The sequence below is a fragment of the Yoonia sp. genome (assembly GCF_036007805.1).
Classification (GTDB): Bacteria; Pseudomonadota; Alphaproteobacteria; order Rhodobacterales; family Rhodobacteraceae; genus Yoonia.
Genome location: NZ_DASYOK010000066.1, coordinates 1 through 18,211, shown reverse-complemented (window position 1 = coordinate 18,211; position 18,211 = coordinate 1). Strand labels below are relative to the sequence as shown.

The 18,211-nt window shown below is 57.2% G+C and carries 21 protein-coding genes; 7 read left to right on the top strand and 14 right to left on the bottom strand.

What is annotated here, in order from left to right; genetic code table 11:
- Window positions 1-3: 3 nt before the first annotated feature.
- Window positions 4-705 carry a response regulator transcription factor gene (locus tag VGP75_RS04345; protein ID WP_055295931.1) on the bottom strand — a complete coding sequence of 234 codons (702 nt, stop codon included), beginning with the start codon at window positions 703-705 and terminating at the stop codon, window positions 4-6.
- A gap of 312 nt (window positions 706-1,017) precedes the next feature.
- On the opposite strand from VGP75_RS04345, the gene VGP75_RS04340 reads away from it, so the two are divergent.
- Window positions 1,018-2,616 (top strand): phosphoenolpyruvate carboxykinase, encoded by a 1,599-nt coding sequence (locus VGP75_RS04340; RefSeq protein ID WP_327542491.1) that lies wholly within the window; start codon window positions 1,018-1,020, stop codon window positions 2,614-2,616.
- A gap of 39 nt (window positions 2,617-2,655) precedes the next feature.
- Here VGP75_RS04340 and VGP75_RS04335 read toward each other — a convergent pair whose 3' ends face one another.
- On the bottom strand, window positions 2,656-3,426 hold the full coding sequence (locus VGP75_RS04335) for a sulfite exporter TauE/SafE family protein (protein WP_327542490.1): 771 nt from the start codon (window positions 3,424-3,426) through the stop codon (window positions 2,656-2,658).
- Window positions 3,427-3,573: 147 nt separating this feature from the next.
- Here VGP75_RS04335 and VGP75_RS04330 point away from each other — a divergent pair, with 147 nt between their 5' ends.
- Both VGP75_RS04330 and VGP75_RS04325 read left to right on the top strand, forming a co-directional pair.
- Window positions 3,574-5,259: an acyl-CoA dehydrogenase family protein gene (locus tag VGP75_RS04330; protein WP_327542489.1), complete on the top strand. Its 1,686-nt coding sequence runs from the start codon at window positions 3,574-3,576 to the stop codon at window positions 5,257-5,259.
- Window positions 5,260-5,316: 57 nt separating this feature from the next.
- Window positions 5,317-6,345 (top strand): SDR family oxidoreductase, encoded by a 1,029-nt coding sequence (locus VGP75_RS04325; RefSeq protein WP_327542488.1) that lies wholly within the window; start codon window positions 5,317-5,319, stop codon window positions 6,343-6,345.
- Here the strand turns inward: VGP75_RS04325 and recO are convergent.
- From recO to folK, 12 genes are all read right to left on the bottom strand, one after another.
- Window positions 6,342-7,067 carry a DNA repair protein RecO gene (gene recO / locus VGP75_RS04320; RefSeq protein WP_327542487.1) on the bottom strand — a complete coding sequence of 242 codons (726 nt, stop codon included), beginning with the start codon at window positions 7,065-7,067 and terminating at the stop codon, window positions 6,342-6,344. The two genes, VGP75_RS04325 and recO, sit on opposite strands and share 4 nt — an antisense overlap.
- 265 nt (window positions 7,068-7,332) lie before the next feature.
- Window positions 7,333-7,659 carry a DUF1491 family protein gene (locus VGP75_RS04315; protein ID WP_110278173.1) on the bottom strand — a complete coding sequence of 109 codons (327 nt, stop codon included), beginning with the start codon at window positions 7,657-7,659 and terminating at the stop codon, window positions 7,333-7,335.
- Window positions 7,656-8,573, bottom strand: a complete 918-nt coding sequence (gene era, locus VGP75_RS04310; RefSeq protein ID WP_327542486.1) for a GTPase Era — start codon at window positions 8,571-8,573, stop codon at window positions 7,656-7,658. The genes VGP75_RS04315 and era overlap by 4 nt, the downstream gene beginning before the upstream one ends.
- The gene (rnc, locus tag VGP75_RS04305) at window positions 8,570-9,250 is read right to left on the bottom strand and encodes a ribonuclease III (protein ID WP_327542485.1); all 681 of its coding nucleotides are present in this window, start codon (window positions 9,248-9,250) and stop codon (window positions 8,570-8,572) included. The genes era and rnc overlap by 4 nt, the downstream gene beginning before the upstream one ends.
- Window positions 9,247-10,083 carry a signal peptidase I gene (gene lepB / locus VGP75_RS04300; protein ID WP_327542484.1) on the bottom strand — a complete coding sequence of 279 codons (837 nt, stop codon included), beginning with the start codon at window positions 10,081-10,083 and terminating at the stop codon, window positions 9,247-9,249. The genes rnc and lepB overlap by 4 nt, the downstream gene beginning before the upstream one ends.
- 53 nt (window positions 10,084-10,136) lie before the next feature.
- Window positions 10,137-10,538, bottom strand: coding sequence for a holo-ACP synthase (acpS, locus tag VGP75_RS04295; RefSeq protein ID WP_327542483.1), 402 nt, complete (start codon window positions 10,536-10,538; stop codon window positions 10,137-10,139).
- A complete protein-coding gene (locus tag VGP75_RS04290) occupies window positions 10,535-11,017 on the bottom strand; it encodes a deaminase (RefSeq protein ID WP_327542482.1) in 483 nt (160 codons plus the stop codon). Before VGP75_RS04290 ends, acpS begins: the two co-directional genes overlap by 4 nt.
- A complete protein-coding gene (locus tag VGP75_RS04285; protein WP_327542481.1) occupies window positions 11,014-11,757 on the bottom strand; it encodes a pyridoxine 5'-phosphate synthase in 744 nt (247 codons plus the stop codon). Before VGP75_RS04285 ends, VGP75_RS04290 begins: the two co-directional genes overlap by 4 nt.
- Before the next feature lie 26 nt (window positions 11,758-11,783).
- Window positions 11,784-12,425 carry a DUF2062 domain-containing protein gene (locus VGP75_RS04280; protein ID WP_327542480.1) on the bottom strand — a complete coding sequence of 214 codons (642 nt, stop codon included), beginning with the start codon at window positions 12,423-12,425 and terminating at the stop codon, window positions 11,784-11,786.
- Between the two features lie 6 nt (window positions 12,426-12,431).
- A complete protein-coding gene (locus VGP75_RS04275; RefSeq protein WP_327542479.1) occupies window positions 12,432-14,582 on the bottom strand; it encodes a RelA/SpoT family protein in 2,151 nt (716 codons plus the stop codon).
- Between the two features lie 40 nt (window positions 14,583-14,622).
- Complete coding sequence (rpoZ, locus tag VGP75_RS04270; protein WP_055295916.1) at window positions 14,623-14,976, bottom strand: DNA-directed RNA polymerase subunit omega; 354 nt, start codon at window positions 14,974-14,976, stop codon at window positions 14,623-14,625.
- A 100-nt stretch (window positions 14,977-15,076) separates the two neighbouring features.
- A complete protein-coding gene (gene folK, locus VGP75_RS04265; protein WP_327542478.1) occupies window positions 15,077-15,667 on the bottom strand; it encodes a 2-amino-4-hydroxy-6-hydroxymethyldihydropteridine diphosphokinase in 591 nt (196 codons plus the stop codon).
- A 111-nt stretch (window positions 15,668-15,778) separates the two neighbouring features.
- Here folK and VGP75_RS04260 point away from each other — a divergent pair, with 111 nt between their 5' ends.
- The 4 genes from VGP75_RS04260 to VGP75_RS04245 form a co-directional block, all read left to right on the top strand.
- Window positions 15,779-16,354, top strand: a complete 576-nt coding sequence (locus VGP75_RS04260) for a LabA-like NYN domain-containing protein (protein WP_327542477.1) — start codon at window positions 15,779-15,781, stop codon at window positions 16,352-16,354.
- 111 nt (window positions 16,355-16,465) lie between these two features.
- Window positions 16,466-17,416, top strand: coding sequence for a 4-hydroxy-3-methylbut-2-enyl diphosphate reductase (ispH, locus tag VGP75_RS04255; RefSeq protein ID WP_327542476.1), 951 nt, complete (start codon window positions 16,466-16,468; stop codon window positions 17,414-17,416).
- Between the two features lie 5 nt (window positions 17,417-17,421).
- Window positions 17,422-17,871, top strand: a complete 450-nt coding sequence (locus VGP75_RS04250) for a DUF3429 domain-containing protein (protein WP_327542475.1) — start codon at window positions 17,422-17,424, stop codon at window positions 17,869-17,871.
- Window positions 17,871-18,211, top strand: a 341-nt coding sequence (locus VGP75_RS04245) for a methyltransferase domain-containing protein (protein WP_327542474.1), incomplete at its 3' end; no start/stop codon positions are given. The genes VGP75_RS04250 and VGP75_RS04245, both read left to right, overlap by 1 nt.

Here is an 18,211-nt window from a genome sequence, read left to right as displayed (position 1 = left end):
GGCTTACTCTTCGTTGTAGCGGTACCCGATTCCGTAAAGGGTCTCGATCGCAGAGAACTCGTCATCTGTATTACGCATCTTTTTCCGCAGCCGCTTAATATGGCTGTCGATCGTACGATCGTCCACGTAAACTTGGTCATCATAGGCCACATCCATCAGCTGATCGCGGCTTTTGACAAAGCCGGGTCGCTGGGCCAGCGCCTGCAACAACAAAAATTCCGTTACCGTTAGGGATACGTCTCTCCCTTTCCATTTCACTGCGTGACGGAGCGGGTCCATCACCAACTCACCGCGAACCATCACTTTGGTGTCTTCGGTTTCCTCAATCTCTTCGCCCGCAATCGCATCTTGCCTGCGCAAGAGCGCGCGGATTCGTTCAACAAGTAAACGCTGAGAAAATGGCTTTTTTACGTAATCGTCAGCGCCCATGCGCAAACCAAGCACTTCATCAATCTCGTCGTCCTTGGAAGTCAGGAAAATAACGGGCATTGAGGTCTTTTGTCGCAATCTTTGCAACAAATCCATTCCGTCCATCCGTGGCATTTTGATGTCCAAAACAGCCATGTCAGGCATCCGTTTGTTGAAAGCCTCGAGCGCTGAGAGACCGTCATTGTAGGTCTCGACCTCGAAACCTTCCGCCTCTAGCGTCATGGCAACAGACGTGAGGATGTTCCTGTCATCGTCTACAAGTGCAATTCTCGACATGGTGGAGACCCTTCCTTCGATATGCTCGGCGTTCTTCAAGGCGCTAGAAGAGACTTTTCAACGTTTTACCTAAGCGAATCAATACTTAACTCAATCGCAGCCACGAAAATGCCATAATTGCGGTACTTTTGCCGAAAATCCGGAGATTCCCCAGTGCTATTCTGGCTGGGTTCCACCCATCCCGTATAATGGTTGCGCTAACATCGAATTGGTTGCGCTAACGATGCGAAACGAGGGTATCGGCCCTTGAAAACTTGGTGCTATTGATGTGCATCGCTAGCCACGTTGGCCATTTCAAAAAGGAGCGAACCCATGGACCAAGGTACGGTCAACCCATCGATGAAACTTGAAGATCAAGGCATCACAGGGCTGGGTTATGTCTATTACAACCGCTCTGAAGCCGAACTGCACGAAGCGGCCGTTGCCGCCGGAGAAGGCGTTACGGGCAAAGGCGGAACATTCCTTGTCACCACAGGCAAGCACACAGGCCGTTCGCCCAAAGACAAATTCGTCGTCAAGACCGAAGGCGTTGTTGATACGATCTGGTGGGAAAACAATCCGCCAATGGACCCCGCCAAGTTTGACGTGCTGTATGCTGATATGCTGGCGCACATGAAGGGAGGCACTTACAATGTGCAGGATCTCTTTGGTGGTGCTGACCCCGCGCACAGGCTTGATGTGCGTGTGGTGACCGAACTGGCATGGCATGGCCTGTTCATCCGGCACCTGCTGCGCCGCCCGGACACCGCAGAGCTGGAAAGCTTTTCACCGGATTTCACCATCATCAACTGCCCCACATTCAAAGCAGATCCCGAAAAGCACGGATGCCGGTCCGAAACGGTGATCGCCCTGAACTTTGAGGCAAAGCTGATCCTGATCGGCGGCACCGAATATGCCGGCGAAAACAAGAAATCCGTGTTCACGCTTTTGAACTACCTGCTGCCTGAGAAGGGTATTATGCCGATGCACTGCTCGGCAAACCACGCCCCGGGCAACCCGGTGGACACAGCCGTGTTCTTCGGCTTGTCAGGCACTGGCAAGACAACCTTGTCTGCTGATCCGACGCGGGTTTTGATCGGTGACGATGAACACGGCTGGTCCGAGCGCGGCACTTTCAACTTCGAAGGCGGCTGCTACGCCAAGACAATCGGTCTCGACCCCGAAGCAGAGCCTGAAATCTACGCGACCTGCTCTATGCCGCATACCGTGATCGAGAACATGGTTTTCGATCCCGAGACGCTGGAGCTGGATTTCGAAGATGACAGCCTCACTGCGAACATGCGCTGTGCCTACCCTCTGAATTACATCTCCAACGCGTCTGAAACCGCACTGGGTGGTCACCCCAAGAATATCATCATGCTGACCTGCGATGCGTTTGGCGTACTTCCTCCGATCGCACGGCTGACGCCAGCGCAGGCGATGTATCACTTCCTGTCCGGTTTCACATCAAAGGTTGCTGGCACAGAACGCGGCGTAACCGAACCAGAGCCCACATTCAGCACCTGTTTTGGCGCCCCCTTCATGCCACGTCGGCCAGAGGTCTACGGCAACCTGCTGCGCTCGAAAATCGCAAGCCATGGCGCGACTTGCTGGCTGGTGAACACCGGCTGGACAGGCGGTGCTTACGGCACAGGGTCACGGATGCCAATCAAGGCGACGCGCGCGCTTTTGTCGGCGGCGCTGGATGGGACATTGATCGAAAGCACCTTCCGCAAAGACGCCTATTTCGGCTTTGAGGTTCCAATATCTGTGGATGGTGTCGACGACAAGCTGCTGAACCCGCGTGACACATGGGCAGATAAAGAAGCCTATGATAAACAGGCGGCCAAGCTGGTCACAATGTTCAGCGACAACTTTGAAAAATATGTCCCCTTCATAGATGACGACGTCAAAGCCGCTGCGATCGGGTAAGATAACGTAAGGTGGATCTTGATCCACCTTACCGCCCTTCTATCCCATCAGACCGCGCCGGATCAGATTGACGCCCGCAATCACCAGCACCCACAGGGTAACACGCCGGAATCGTTCCTGGTCAAACCGGTCACCCAAACGAAACCCAAGCCACATTCCTATGAGTGCGGGTACGACAAGTGCTGCGGAAAACCCCCATGTCTGGGCATTCAAAATGCCCGACTGCAAATGCCCCAACAAGAGCATCACCGACCCGAGTCCGTAAATCACACCCTGCACAGACATCTGGCTGGAACGCGGTGTGTTCAATGCAAGCAGATACAGAACTGTCGGTGGTCCCCATGTTCCTGCCAGCCCGCCAAGCGTTCCCGAAACCGCGCCTGCCGCCCATTCAAAAGGCCGCCGCCATTGCGGCGAGATCTGCGGGCGCCACCCGATCAATTGAATAATGCTGAGACCGACAACCGGCAAGCCCAGCACGATAAACATGACATTGCCAGGGAGGCTGCGGACAAACTGCGCCGCCACAAGGATCATCACGCAGACCACCAGCACGTAGCGCCAGTGATCTTTCAGGGCTGCCTGTGCATTGTCAAAGCCCGAACGCGCCACTTGCAACGCGTTGCTGATCACAATGGGAAAAACAATCCCCGCGATAATCAGTTCAGGCGGGATCAGAATACCCATGCCGGAAATCATGATCAGCGGCATGGCGAACCCAACGGCACCTTTGACAAATCCGCCCAGCAGCGTAACTGAAAAGGCAAAGAGGAAAATCATAGGGGTGAGGAGAGGCGAAAATTCGGGCATATCGCTTCTTACGACATTGGTTGCAGCATGCCAGCAAGAAATCCGCTGCGACACTTTTGTTCGTTTAGTGATATATTGGTGAATATTTATTGCGCTGCAACTGCATTATGACTATCTCTGCACCTGCAAATTGAACGGAGTCGAAAAATGCCGCATGATGGACAGGATATGACGTTGAACCAAAGCCCTCTATTGGGCGATCTTTTGGCGCTCACCGCTGCCACCCTTCCTGCGGTCGAAGACGTGCTTGCGCGCGCCAAGGACGCTGTGCGCGCGATTGTCACCGACGGCGCGCGGATCTCGGGTGCGCTGATCGAAGAAAACCAGACCGCAGCACATGGTTTGGCATGGCTGGCGACCTACGCACAGTCGTTGCAGCAAATGCAGAACTGGGCCGAACGCCTGCAGGGTGACGGCAAATTTGGCGAAGTTGAACAGTTGATCCACCAGATCGCTTTTGGTGAGTATCTGGCGCAAATCTCTGGCGGCATCCCGATGAGCCAAGGTGAAATCCTGCGCCTGCAGGATATTGGCCTGACCACAGCCGACACGGCTCCCTTGATGCAGCCCGAAATCGCGACGCTTATTCAATCCGGCAACACCCAAGCCGCCCGCATGCGGCTTGTTACGCTGATGGAAGAGCAATCGGCCAATATCACCGTCGGGGCTTCCGGCCTTGATGACGAACTGGAGATGATCCGCGAGCAATTTCGACGTTTCAGCATCGACCGCATCGAGCCTCACGCCCACGAGTGGCACCTCAAAGATGAACTGATCCCGATTGAGGTTATCGAAGAGATGGCCGAAATGGGCGTGTTTGGCCTGACGATCCCCGAAGAATACGGCGGCTTTGGCCTGTCCAAAGCATCCATGTGCGTGGTGTCAGAAGAGCTTTCCCGCGGCTATATCGGCGTCGGTTCGCTTGGGACACGTTCGGAAATTGCAGCAGAGCTGATCCTCTGCGGCGGCACCGAAGAGCAAAAACAGAAATGGCTCCCCGGCCTTGCATCGGCAGAGATCCTGCCGACAGCCGTTTTCACAGAGCCCAACACAGGGTCCGACCTTGGCAGCCTGCGCACCCGCGCCGTCAGGAAAGGCGAGGACTGGGAAGTGACCGGCAACAAGACGTGGATCACCCATGCCAGCCGCACCCATGTGATGACCTTACTGGCGCGCACCGATCCTGACACAACCGATTATCGCGGCCTGTCCATGTTCCTGGCCGAAAAAACGCCCGGTACGGACGAACACCCATTCCCCACCCCCGGCATGACCGGTGGCGAGATTGAGGTGCTCGGCTATCGCGGCATGAAGGAATACGAACTGGCCTTTGACGGCTTTGCCGTGAAGGGTGAAAACCTGCTGGGCGGCGAAACCGGAAAAGGGTTCAAGCAGTTGATGCAAACCTTCGAGAGCGCGCGTATCCAGACCGCTGCCCGTGCTGTCGGCGTTGCCCAATCCGCGCTTGATGTGGGCATGCAATACGCGCAGGACCGCAAGCAGTTCGGCAAATCCCTGATCCATTTCCCGCGTGTTGCCGGTAAACTTGCCATGATGGCGGTGGAGATCATGGTCGCGCGGCAACTGACGTATTTCAGTGCACATGAAAAAGACAATGACCGCCGCTGCGACCTTGAGGCAGGCATGGCGAAACTCTTGGGCGCGCGCATCGCTTGGGCCTGCGCCGACAACGCGCTGCAAATCCATGGCGGCAATGGTTTCGCACTTGAATATAAGGTCAGCCGCATTCTTTGCGATGCGCGCATTCTGAATATCTTTGAAGGTGCGGCCGAAATCCAAGCCCAAGTGATCGCACGCCGTTTGCTGGACTAAGTTGCTTTTACCTCGCGCGCGGCTAATTGGTTGCGCCTGAGTGATAAGGAACGCCAAGTGCCAAAAACAGTCCTGCTGACCGGCGCATCAGGTTACATCGCCAAGCATATCGCGCTCCAGCTTCTTGAAGCGGGCTATCATGTGCGCGGCACCGTCCGCAGCCACGAACGTCGCGCGGAAGTGACTGACGCCCTGCGCCCGCACCTGAGCGACCCTTCCACGCTTGATGACAGGCTGTCCTTCATCGCCTTGGACCTGACGGCGGATGACGGCTGGGCGGCCGCCATGACGGGCATTGATGTGGTGATGCATACGGCCTCACCCTTCCCGATCACCCAACCCAAGAACGAGGAGGACCTGATCCGGCCTGCCGTTGATGGTGCGCTGCGTGCACTGCGTGCGGCCCATAACGCCGGTATTTCGCGTGTGATCCTGACGTCCTCCACCGCCGCGATCAGCGGCTCCGCTTTGCCGCCGGGGGACACATCCTTTGACGAAACCAACTGGACCGACCCCGCTGATCCAAACACATCTGCCTATACGCGCTCAAAAACACTGGCCGAGCAAGCGGCGTGGGATTTTGTGCGCGATACTGCGCCCGACCTGCACCTGACAGCCATCAATCCCGGCTTTGTCATCGGCGCGCCACTCGACCATAAATTCGGCACATCCGTATCCGTGATTGAACGGATATTGCGCGCCAAAGACCCGATGTTGCCGAATTTCGGTTTCCCGACCGTCGACGTCCGTGATGTGGCCGAAATGCATGTGGTCGCAATCGACAGCCCGCAAACATACGGCCAACGGATCATGACGGTCGACAGGTTCATGCGCTTCGTCGATTTGGCAAAGGCCATCAAGACAGCCCACCCTGACCGCAGGATCGTCACCCGCGTCGCACCTGATTTCGTCGTGCGGTTTCTGGCAATTTTCGATCCAGCGATCAAATCCATCACCCCGGGCCTCGGACGTGTGGACAAGCTGGATAACGCGCGCGCAGTGGCCACCCTGGGGCGCGGGATGCGGCAGGCCCATAAGTCAGCCGTAGATACAGCGGCCTATCTGATCGACAACAAACTTGCCTAGGCGCGCCCGATCGCATCAACCAATCGCGCACGGGCACCCGGCATGGGGCGCTCTCCAAGACTTTTGATCAGGCGATGTTCAATGAAATACCCCGTGGTCCCAAGCGCCTTGGCGATCTCGGCATTGGAGGCATCCCCCTTGCCCGCCAGGACCGGTGGCAAAGGTAACATCCTTTCGGCCCAGTCACCGGCGGCCTCGCGGCTGACAGCACGGCCTGATTTCGGGGACACAAAGACGAGGTCTTCATTCACGCCGCGCACAGCACAGGCCGAGAGATCAAGCCCAAATCCCATTTCCTCCAAAAGCGCCTGTTCCCAGCGCAGATAGGCCAATGGCCAAACCTCGGACTGCCCTAGAAGATCAAGTAGCCTGATCGTACGGTCATAGAGCGGGCGATGTGCCTCGCGTTCCGGCAAGACCATGGTCAAAAGGCTACACACCGCATTCAGCCCCGCCAAAGCGAGCCTGTCACCCATCGCCGCCGCTGCACGGCTTCGGATCGGCTCAACCGTAAAGCTCCCAAGATGGCTATCCAGCCGCGCCTTCCAGGCCACCGCCACTTGCGCACCCGGTTGCAGGATTGGTGCCAGCTTGCGGCTGGTCCCTCCGCGCACGACACCGGCATGACGACCATGTGCCGCGCTGAACACCTCAATGATCACAGAATTCTCACCAAAGGGGCGCGACGACAGAAGTGCCGCTTCATCTCGCCATTCAATCATAGGGAAAACGTCCGTTTCATTTGCGCATAACAGACCGGGATCGGCACAGTTGCAAGCGCTGCGTTGCCTGCACGGACAGGACGCCCCCGGCGGGGGAGTATTTAGGGCAAGATGATAACGACCATCTTGCCCCAGAGACGAACATTAGCTCATCACCTTGCGTGGCCATCGGCTCTCCAGCCTGTACCATGAGAGCTGTGTCGCATGACTTGGTTAAAGAAACTTTATCATCTTGCCAAAAATACTCCCGCCGGAGGCATCAAAGTCAGTCTAACCCGGGTTCGTCCAGCAGGTGACGTCCTTGGCGATCTTCAACCTCGATCACCCACAGATCAGGATCAAAGCCACGCTGCCTGACGATCGAGGCGTCAACCTCCGCCTCATCGCCCTCAACCAGCACCATCCATTTGCGCTCGCCGGTCATCAGATCAAAACTGCGCTGATAACAGCAGGCCTGCCCATCCAGCGTATTCAGCTTGACCAACACGGCACCTGCGGTGCTGTCACCGCGCTGCACCACAAAGGCGGGAATTTCAGTCAGGCGCAACCGCGTCAGATAGGCCGAGACCCAGATGTCCGCAGTGAGCTTCAAGCGTTGCCGTCTTTGAAATCAAGCCCCATCTCGGAATACCGTTCGGCGTCTTCCAGCCAGTTGGGGCGAACCTTGACCTTCACAAACAAATGCACACGGCGGCCAAGGAATTCTTCCAGTTCCATGCGCGCGGCCTGACTGATCGCCTTGACGGTCTCGCCGCCTTTGCCCAGCACAATCCCTTTATGCCCGTCGCGCGCGACATAGATCAGCTGGTCAATGCGCGCCGATCCATCGGGGCGTTCTTCCCAGTTTTCGGTTTCAACTGTCAGCTCGTAAGGCAGCTCCTGATGCAGACGCAGGGTCAGCTTTTCGCGGGTCATCTCGGCGGCGATCATGCGCATGGGCAGATCGGCAATCTGGTCTTCGGGGTAAAGATACGGGCCCTCGGGCACCTGTGTGACCAGCCAGTCACGCAGCGCGTCACAGCCATGCCCCCGCTCGGCCGAGATCATGAATGTCTCGGCGAAAGGAAACGCCTCATTCATCTCTTTGGTCAGCGCAAGCAACACTTCGGATTTCACTTTGTCGATTTTGTTGATCGCAAGCGCCACAGGCGATTTGCCTGACCGCTCGGACAAGGTTTCCAAAATCGCCTTCACACCTGAGGTGACACCGCGATGCGCCTCGATCATCAAGACCACAACATCCGCATCGGCGGCCCCGCCCCAAGCAGCGGCCACCATCGCCCGATCAAGGCGGCGGCGCGGTTTGAACAGGCCGGGTGTGTCGATGAAGATCAACTGTGCGTTCTCCGCCATTGCCACACCACGAATACGGGCGCGGGTCGTTTGCACCTTATGGGTCACGATCGACACTTTCGCGCCGACCATGCGGTTGAGAAGCGTCGACTTTCCGGCATTGGGTTCGCCGATCAGGGCGACAAATCCGGCTTTGGTTGGGACGTCAGTCATTGATCGACTTTCTTTAAAAGAGCGCTTGCCGCCGCTTGTTCGGCCTGGCGTTTTGATCCGGCTGTGGCCTGCTCGGATGCGCCAGATGCCAAGCGGACCTCAATGGTAAACACAGGCTGGTGGTCAGGTCCAGTGCGCGCCACTTCGATATACTGCGGTGGCACCTCGCCGCGGGCTTGCGCCCATTCCTGCAGGGCGGTTTTGGCATCGCGGGCATCATCGGCAACATTGGTAATACGCGCACCCCATAGCCGCAGAATTACAGCACGCGCAGCATCAAAACCACTGTCCTGATAAATCGCGGCAATCACCGCTTCCATCGCGTCGGCAAGCAGCGCCTCTTTGCGGCGACCGCCCGATTTCATCTCGGAGCGCCCCAGTTTCAGCACCGCCCCCAGATCAATCTGGCGCGCCACATCGGCGCAGGCTTCGCGGCGTACCAACGCATTATAGCGCGGCGCGAGCAGGCCTTCGGGCGCAGAAGGGTCAGCCGCGAGCAGTGCCTCGGCCATCACAAGCCCCAGGACACGGTCGCCCAAGAACTCAAGCCGCTGGTTGTCATCCCGATGCGGGCTGACGATGGACGAATGGGTCACCGCACGGATCAGTAACTCGGGTGTTTGAAAACTATACCCTAGCCTTTTGGAAAAGGCTGAAAGTTCGGACGAGAGCTTCAATCGAGAGCCTTGAAGAAACGGTCAGAGCGCCATGTCCAGAATGCGAACATCGAACGCCCTGCGGACGAGAACATGACGCGATCTGCGCGCCCGACGATATCCTTGCGGGCGACAAAGCCTACACCGTTCAACGCCGGCGATACGCGGCTATCGGTTGAATTGTCGCGGTTGTCGCCCATGAAAAAGAACTGCCCCTCCGGCACGGTGAAGACGCCTGTGTTGTCCGTCGGACGCGGTCCAATGTCCAAGATTGCATGGCTGACGCCGTTGGGCAGTGTTTCGATAAAGCGGTTCTTTTCACATACTGCGCCGGAACCGACCGGACCGTTGGCGCACTGCGGGCGCAAACCAAGTGGGCCTTGTGGTGCCATGATTTCGGTAAAGACGCCTGCGGGTTCAACCTGAACCGGAACATCATTGATCTGCAGCACACCGTCGACCATCTGGATACGGTCACCGGGCAGGCCGATCAGGCGCTTGATGAAATCACGGCCGTCGACAGGGTGACGAAAGACCACAATATCACCGCGCTCGGGGTCCGCGCCAAAAATACGATCTTCACGGTCCTCGATAAACCCGCAGAAATCATCCGCGCCGATATCAATGCCCAGCCCCTGAATACGGATCGAAGGACAGGATGCATAGGAATAGCCGTAAGCCATCTTGTTGACGAAAAGGAAGTCACCGATCAGCAACGTGTCTTTCATTGATCCCGAAGGAATCCAGAACGGCTGAAAAAAGAGGGTACGGAAAATGCCGGCAATCACCAGTGCCCAAAATACGGTTTTCACTGTATCAATTAGCCAGGCGATAAATCCTGTTTTCTCGGCCATTTTCTGATCCTTGCAATAGGTTTGTGGCTACATGAGCCTGTGGGACTGCCCTGTCAAGCGATGGGGCGCGCCTCGATCACCACAAAGGCCTGTGCCCAAGGGTGATCGTCGGTCAGCGTGACATGAATAATGGCCTCATGGCCTTCCGGGGTCATCTGGTCTAGGCGCTCTTTGGCCCAACCGGTGACGGCCATGACCGGTTGGCCTGTGCGCAGATTTGACACCGCCATATCCTTCCATGAAATGCCCATCCGCAACCCCGTGCCCAAAGCCTTTGAGCACGCTTCTTTGGCGGCCCAGCGCTTGGCGTAGGTGCCAGCCACGTCTTTGCGGCGTTCGGCCTTGTGTTGTTCGACATCGGTGAACACACGGTTGCGGAAACGGTCACCGAAGCGATCCAATGTGCCTTGGATGCGTTCGATATTCGCCAGATCAGTGCCAATGCCCAAAATCATGCGCCTACCTTTGCCGCATAGATATGCGCAACGCGGTCTTCCTGAACACCGCCTAGATAGTCGAACACCCCATCGCAAGCCGCATGGAAATCCGAAATCTTCAGCTTTGGAAACCGGAAATAGGCATCGGCAATATTTTCCTGTTGGGCCGCAAAAATCACCCGCCCGATACCGGCCCAGCGCATCGTTGCCAGACACATTTCGCACGGCTGGCAGGATGCAAGAAGTGTTGCCCCCGACAAATCCCGATCACCGGCAGCTTTGGCGGCTTGGGCAATCGCCACGACCTCGGCATGGCGGCTGGGGTCGTCGCTGTCGCTCACCTCGTTGCGGGCCGTTGCGATGACTTGGTCGTCCAGTACGACGGCGGCGGTGAAAACGATGTCGCTGCCCGCCGCATGCAGTGCGCAGGCATGATCCGTCACGTCCCGCATCGCGTCCCGCTCTGCATCCGTCATGGTCATCTGCCCGGCTGTCACGCCCGCGCCTCATCCATGATCCGGCGCATTTCGGCAATTGCGGGGCCCAATCCGCGAAAGATTGCTTCACCGATGATGAAATGCCCGATATTGAGCTCCATCACCTGCGGCAATGCGGCAATCGGGCTGACGCAGTCATAGGTCAGACCGTGGCCTGCGTGGACCTCAAGCCCCAGATCATGGGCGAAAGCGGCCATATCCGTCAGCTTGCGCAGCTCATCATCGCGAACATCAAAGCGACCTTCGGCATGGGCGTCGCAATAAGCGCCGGTATGCAGTTCGATCACCTCGGCACCAATCCGGTGCGCAGCTTCGATCTGGCGCTTGTCGGCGGCGATAAAAATCGACACACGGCATCCGGCGTCACGTATCGGGGCGATATAATGGGCCAGCGCGTTTTCCTCGCGCGCGACCTCCAGTCCGCCTTCTGTTGTGCGCTCTTCGCGCTTTTCCGGCACAATGCAGACCGCGTGGGGTTTATGGCGTAGCGCAATCGCTTGCATCTCTGCTGTGGCTGCCATTTCGAAATTCAACGGCCCTTTGAGGGCGGCCATCAATCCTTCAATATCGGTGTCTGTGATGTGGCGGCGGTCCTCGCGCAAATGCGCGGTGATCCCGTCTGCACCAGCCGCTTCAGCCATAATCGCCGCGCGGACGGGATCAGGGGCGGCACCGCCGCGCGCGTTGCGGACGGTGGCGACATGGTCAATATTCACTCCAAGGCGCAAAGCATTTGTCATTGTAGATCGTCCCTCCATTACTCAGGCTACTGACCTGGTCCTTGTTCAGGTGTTGTTTTTTTCTTCAACTGGTCAAGCTTTGCCAGCAGCGCTTTCTTGCGGCGGGTCTGATAGGCACTGATCACCGGCACAGCGAGGTAATAGGCGATGGTTGCGGTTATCAGCCCGGGGAGGATACCACCCACCAGATAGGGAAAGAAAACATCGTCATAAAACACCTTCAAGCCGCGCCAGTTGATCGGGTCGGGCGTGAATATCGCGACGACATTGTTCCCAAGAACATAGCTCGCATCCGCAAATTTCTGACCAAGGTGGTCATTGCGGCCGGGTGGCAGGCCCAAAAGCCATGAGCCCAGACTGATCGACAAAAAGCCAATGGGCGGAAAGGTCAGCGGATTACCAAAGAACGTCGCCATCAGGGCAGCAAGGATATTGCCACGCATCAAACGCGCGATGATCGCGGCAAAGACAAAGTGCAAACCAAAAAGCGGTGTAAAGCAAACGAACACGCCGGCCCAGATACCACGGCTGATTTTCTGCGGTGTATCGGGCAAACGGCGGACGCGGTGTTTGACGTATTCAAAAGCACGGGTCCAACCACCACGAGGATAGAAGAAATCCAGCACGATCTGCCAGATCGCCCGTCTATCCCTACGTTTGAAGACCAATACTCGTCATCCTTCCCTGTGCGGGGTACCCGCCCCCAAGATTGCTAATCCCGGATCTTTGTGGCGTTTGATTGACGACACATTACTTTCCGCCTCAAGCGCTGTTTGAACGCGGTGCAAATGCTCTGCGTCGCGCAGATCAACATCAATCAACAACCTAAAATAGTCTGGCTTGCGGTCAATGAACTTGAGGTCAGAGATATTGGCGTTCTGTTCGCCAATCAATGTGCAAATACGTCCCAGCACGCCCGAGTCGTTCGCGATTGTGGCATCAAATGTTACGGTGTTGACCGCGCCATGTGTGCCCTCTTGCCAATGCAGGTCAATCCAGCGCTCTGGCTGATCTTCATAATCAACCAGTGCCGCGCAATCAATCGCATGCACGACCACGCCGTGACCGCGAAACGTGATACCCACAATCCGTTCGCCCGGCACCGGCTGACAGCAGGCACCACGCTGCTGGATCTGGTCCGGCGCAAGGCCAACCACAGCGCGCCCCTGATCAATTTCCTCACCCTGCGCATTCTCAAGCTCGGGATAGATCGCGGTGACCACCTTGCGTCCGGTGATTTCGGCACTGCCCAAGCGAGCTAGCAATTCGTCAACGCCATCAATGGCCAGCGCCTTGGCTGCCGTCTTGAGCGCCTTTTCGGTGCTTTTCTTGCCCACATTTTCAAAGGCCACGCGCGCGAGTTCGCGCCCCAGCCGGACAAACCGTTCACGGTCTTCTTCGCGCAGTGACCGGCGAATGGCAGTCTTGGCGCGGCCCGTGACCGCGATATCAATCCAAGTAGCCTGCGGCGTCTGCCCCTCGGCGGTAATCACCTCGACAGACTGTCCATTCTTCAGACGGGTCCAAAGCGGCACGCGCAACCCGTCCACCTTGGCCCCCACACAAGCCGATCCGATCCGCGTGTGGATCGCATAAGCAAAATCAATCGGCGTCGCCCCGCGCGGCAGCTTGATCACATCGCCCTTGGGCGTGAAACAGAACACCTGGTCCTGATACATCTCAAGCTTGACCGCTTCGAGAAATTCGTCGTGGTCCTGATCTTCATCCAGACGCTCCGTCAGCGACGAAATCCAGCGCACCGGATCAACGGCAAAGCGGTTTTCAACCCGTTCACCGTTCTTATAGGACCAATGCGCAGCAACGCCTGTCTCGGCGACTTCATGCATCTCGCGGGTACGGATCTGCACCTCGACCTGCTTGCCGTCACGGCCCGACACGGTGGTATGGATCGAGCGGTAACCATTAGTTTTGGGCTGGCTGATATAGTCTTTGAACCGCCCCGGAACAGCGCGCCACCGCTGATGGATAACGCCCAGAACGCGGTAACAATCCGCCTCGGTCGCCACGATCACGCGGAAACCGTAGATGTCGGACAGGCGGCTGAACCCCTGTTCTTTCTCCTGCATCTTGCGCCAGATCGAATAGGGCTTTTTCGCGCGGCCCGCCACATCGGCCACGATATTGGCCTTTTCCATCTCGACGCGCATATCGGCGGTAATCTTCTGGATCACATCGCCGGTTTCGCGTTGCAGCGTAATAAAGCGGCGGATGATCGAATTACGGCCTTCCGGGTTGAGGACGCGGAAAGACAGATCCTCGAGCTCTTCGCGCATCCATTGCATACCCATGCGGCCCGCGAGCGGGGCGAAGATATCCATCGTTTCACGCGCCTTTTGGGCCTGCTTTTCCGGGCGCATGGATTTGATCGTGCGCATGTTGTGCAAACGGTCGGCCAGTTTGACCAAGGTCACCCGCAGATCACGCGACGTCGCCATAAAGAGCTTACGGAAATTCTCGGCCTGTTTGGTCTGTGTAGAGGTAAGCTGCAGGTTGGTCAGCTTGGTCACCCCGTCAACAAGCTCTGCAATCTCGCGGCCAAAGCGTTTTTCGACTTCGGCGAAAGAGGCTTTGGTGTCTTCAATCGTGTCGTGCAGCAAGGCTGTGATGATGGTGGCATCGTCCATCTGCTGTTCGGCCAGAATACCCGCGACAGCAACAGGATGCGTGAAATACGGCTCACCCGAATGGCGGAATTGCCCTTCGTGCATCTCTTCACCAAAAGCGAAGGCATCGCGCAGCAAGGCATGATTCGAATTTGGATTGTAAGTGCGGACCAGCGCGATCAGATCATCAGCAGTCGTCATCTGGTCGCGCGCCTATCCATGTCAGGCCGGCAAGGCGACCTTAACGCTGTCCTTGCGCATCCATCAACGCGCGCAGCAGTTTCTCTTCCGACATATCGTCATCAGCGGGCTTATCGGTTTCAGCGCCCATCAAAAGGGACATGCTGTCTTCTTCCGGCTCGTCAATTTCAATCTGTGACTGGTTGGCTTCAATCATACGCTCGCGCAGGTCGTCGGCTTGCTGGGTTTCATCAGCAATTTCACGCAGCGAAACGACAGGATTCTTGTCGTTGTCGCGGTTCACCGTGATCGGTGCGCCAGCGGAAATTTCACGCGCACGATGTGCAGCAAGCATCACAAGCTCAAAACGGTTTGGAACTTTATCGACGCAATCTTCTACGGTGACGCGGGCCATGGGACGTACTCCAGTCGAGTAATAAGGACTTTGGAAGCCGCCTACTTAGAACCTTCCGCCCAGATTGACAAGGGCCTGCGCGGCGTTTGCGCGTTGTTTTCTATGGCGCGTTTGGGGCAACCAGAGGCGTGACCTCGGCTCGGGCGGCCAAAGGCAGGTCCGCACAGATTCGCGCGACCGAACGCCCCAGCACAGGATGCCGCCAATCCGGTGCCACATCGCACAATGGAACCAGCACAAAAGCACGGTCCTGCATGCGCGGATGCGGCAGGATGAGCTGTGACGGCGTTTCGATCATCTGTTCCTGCAACGACAAATCACGCCAATAGGCATAGGTTTCCGCGTCGGGCAGGATCCCATCCCCGACGGCGATCAAATCAAGATCAAGCGTGCGTTGCCCCCACCGCTTGGTGCGTTCACGCCCTGCTGCTGCCTCGATACGGTGCAAATGTTCAAGCAAGGCCGAAGGTGAGAGCGTCGTGAAAATCGCCATCGCGGCATTCACAAAGTCCGGTCCGGCACCGGCAGGGAAGGCGGGTGTCGCATAAAGCGCGCTGGATTTCGCAGGCAATTCTGACAGCGCGCCCACTTTGAGCATAGCTTTTTGTACAGTCGCCATAGCGTCGCCCCAAGCCGATTCTTCGTTGCTACCAAGGCAAATGAGCGCAATTTTGCATTCAGGGCTGGTCATTTGGCGGTTGTCTCACCTGCTGAATATATTACTTAGATGAAATACTTGCGTTAACCTAACAACACTCACGGAAATACAATAGCGCAAGGTTCGCATTTGGAAGGACAACCTATGTTTTATCGGGACGAGCGATTGGCGCTCTTCATCGATGGTTCAAACTTGTATGCCGCAGCGAAATCGCTCGGTTTTGACATCGACTACAAACTTCTGCGGCAGGAATTCATGCGCCGCGGGAAAATGCTTCGGGCATTCTACTACACAGCCTTGTTGGAGAATGATGAATATTCACCGATCCGCCCACTCGTGGATTGGCTGAATTACAACGGCTTCACCATGGTGACGAAACCGGCCAAGGAATATACTGACAGTATGGGCCGCCGGAAAGTGAAGGGGAACATGGATATCGAGCTCACCGTCGATGCCATGGAGCTTGCACCCCATGTCGATCACGTCGTGTTGTTTTCGGGCGATGGCGATTTTCGCCCGTTGGTCGAGGCGCTACAGCGCAAAGGCGTGCGTGTGTCGGTTGTTTCGACGATCCGCAGCCAGCCACCAATGATCGCAGATGAGCTGCGCCGTCAGGCCGACAACTTTATCGAACTCGACGAATTGCGCGATGTCGTGGGCCGTCCAACGCGTGAACCGCGTGGTGATGTGCAGGACGACGACACCTCTGACGAGGACTGAACTGCTGTCGCATTGAGGCGCATTCTCCCTGCGCCTCAATGCGTCGCAGCATCTGATACTGGACCTGCCCGCGTCAAACCCTTACCTCTGGTGATGAAACCGGAGATCAAGATGACCAAACCACCCCTAAAGCTCTATCTCGCCGCACCGCGCGGTTTCTGTGCTGGCGTTGATCGCGCCATCAAGATTGTCGAGATGGCGTTGGAAAAGTGGGGCGCGCCCGTCTATGTGCGCCACGAAATTGTGCATAACAAATTTGTCGTTGATGCGCTGCGCGACAAGGGCGCGGTCTTTGTAGAAGAGCTGGACGAATGCCCCGATGACCGCCCTGTGATCTTTTCCGCCCATGGCGTGCCCAAAGCGGTGCCTGCCGCCGCCGCCGAGCGCGAGATGGTCTATGTTGACGCGACCTGCCCGCTAGTCAGCAAAGTGCATATCGAGGCCCAGCGCCATGCGGACAACGGCCTGCAAATGATCATGATCGGCCATAAGGGCCACCCTGAAACAGTTGGCACCATGGGGCAACTGCCCGAGGGCGAAGTGCTTTTGGTCGAGACCGTCGAAGACGTCGCCACCGTTGAGGTGCGCGATCCCGCACGGCTGGCCTTTGTCACCCAAACCACTCTTTCTGTCGATGACACCGCAGATATCGTCGCGGCCCTGCACGCCCGTTTCCCCGGCATCGTCGGCCCGCATAAAGAAGACATCTGCTATGCCACAACCAACCGCCAGGAAGCGGTCAAGGCGATGGCGCCGAAATGCGATGCGATGCTTGTTGTGGGTGCACCGAACTCGTCAAACTCCAAACGACTGGTGGAAGTGGGTGCGCGAGCCGGGTGCAATTATGCGCAACTGGTGCAACGCGCCACCGATATTGACTGGCGGGCGCTTGAAGGGATCAAGTCAATGGGGATCACGGCGGGTGCATCAGCCCCCGAAGTCTTGATTGCCGAAGTCATTGACGCCTTCAAGGACCGCTATGATACGACCGTCGAAATGGTTGTGACCGCCGAAGAAAACGTCGAATTCAAAGTGCCGCGCGTGCTGCGCGAACCTGCTTAGATACAATGAACACGATCCCGCGCTCCGCACTTCTCCTTGGCCTTGCAGGTCTGCTTCCGTTTCTTTGGGGCGCGGCCACCGTGTTGCAGCCTGATCTTGCCATGTGGGGACAAATGACGCTGGGCGGCCGTTTTATCGGCCCCTATGTCCAGCTTTTCTACGGCGCGATTATCCTGTCGTTCATGTCCGGCGTGCTTTGGGGCTTTGCAACGAAAGCCACAGGACAGATGGCCACCGCCAGCTATATCCTCTCAGTGATCCCCGCGCTTTGGGCGTTCTTTATGACAGGCGGTGGCCCGACAACGGCGGCAGTAAACCTGATCGTGGGCTTTCTGGGCCTGCTTTTGCTGGATTGGCATTTCTGGCGCTTGGGTCTGGCACCGGCATGGTGGATGCATCTCCGCGGATTGCTGACAGCGATCGTGATCATCTCGTTCCTGCCGCTGGTTTTCTGATGGCAGATGCACGCACGATCGCGACCTATGATGCCAAAGCGGCAGACTATGCGCTGATGGTCACCAGCGACACACCTGACGCCTCGCTGCAAGCTTTCATCGACCTGATCCCGCATGGCGGGCGTGTACTTGATTTGGGCTGCGGCCCGGGGACAGCATCGGCGCATATGCGCGCAGCAGGGCTTTTGCCCGATCCGGTGGACGCATCCCAAGGCATGATCAAGATTGCGAGGAACACATTCGGGCTTCCGGCGCGGCTGGGCGAATTCGACGATATCGACGGCGATGAAATCTACGATGGTATCTGGGCCAATTTCAGCCTGCTGCACGCGGCACCGTG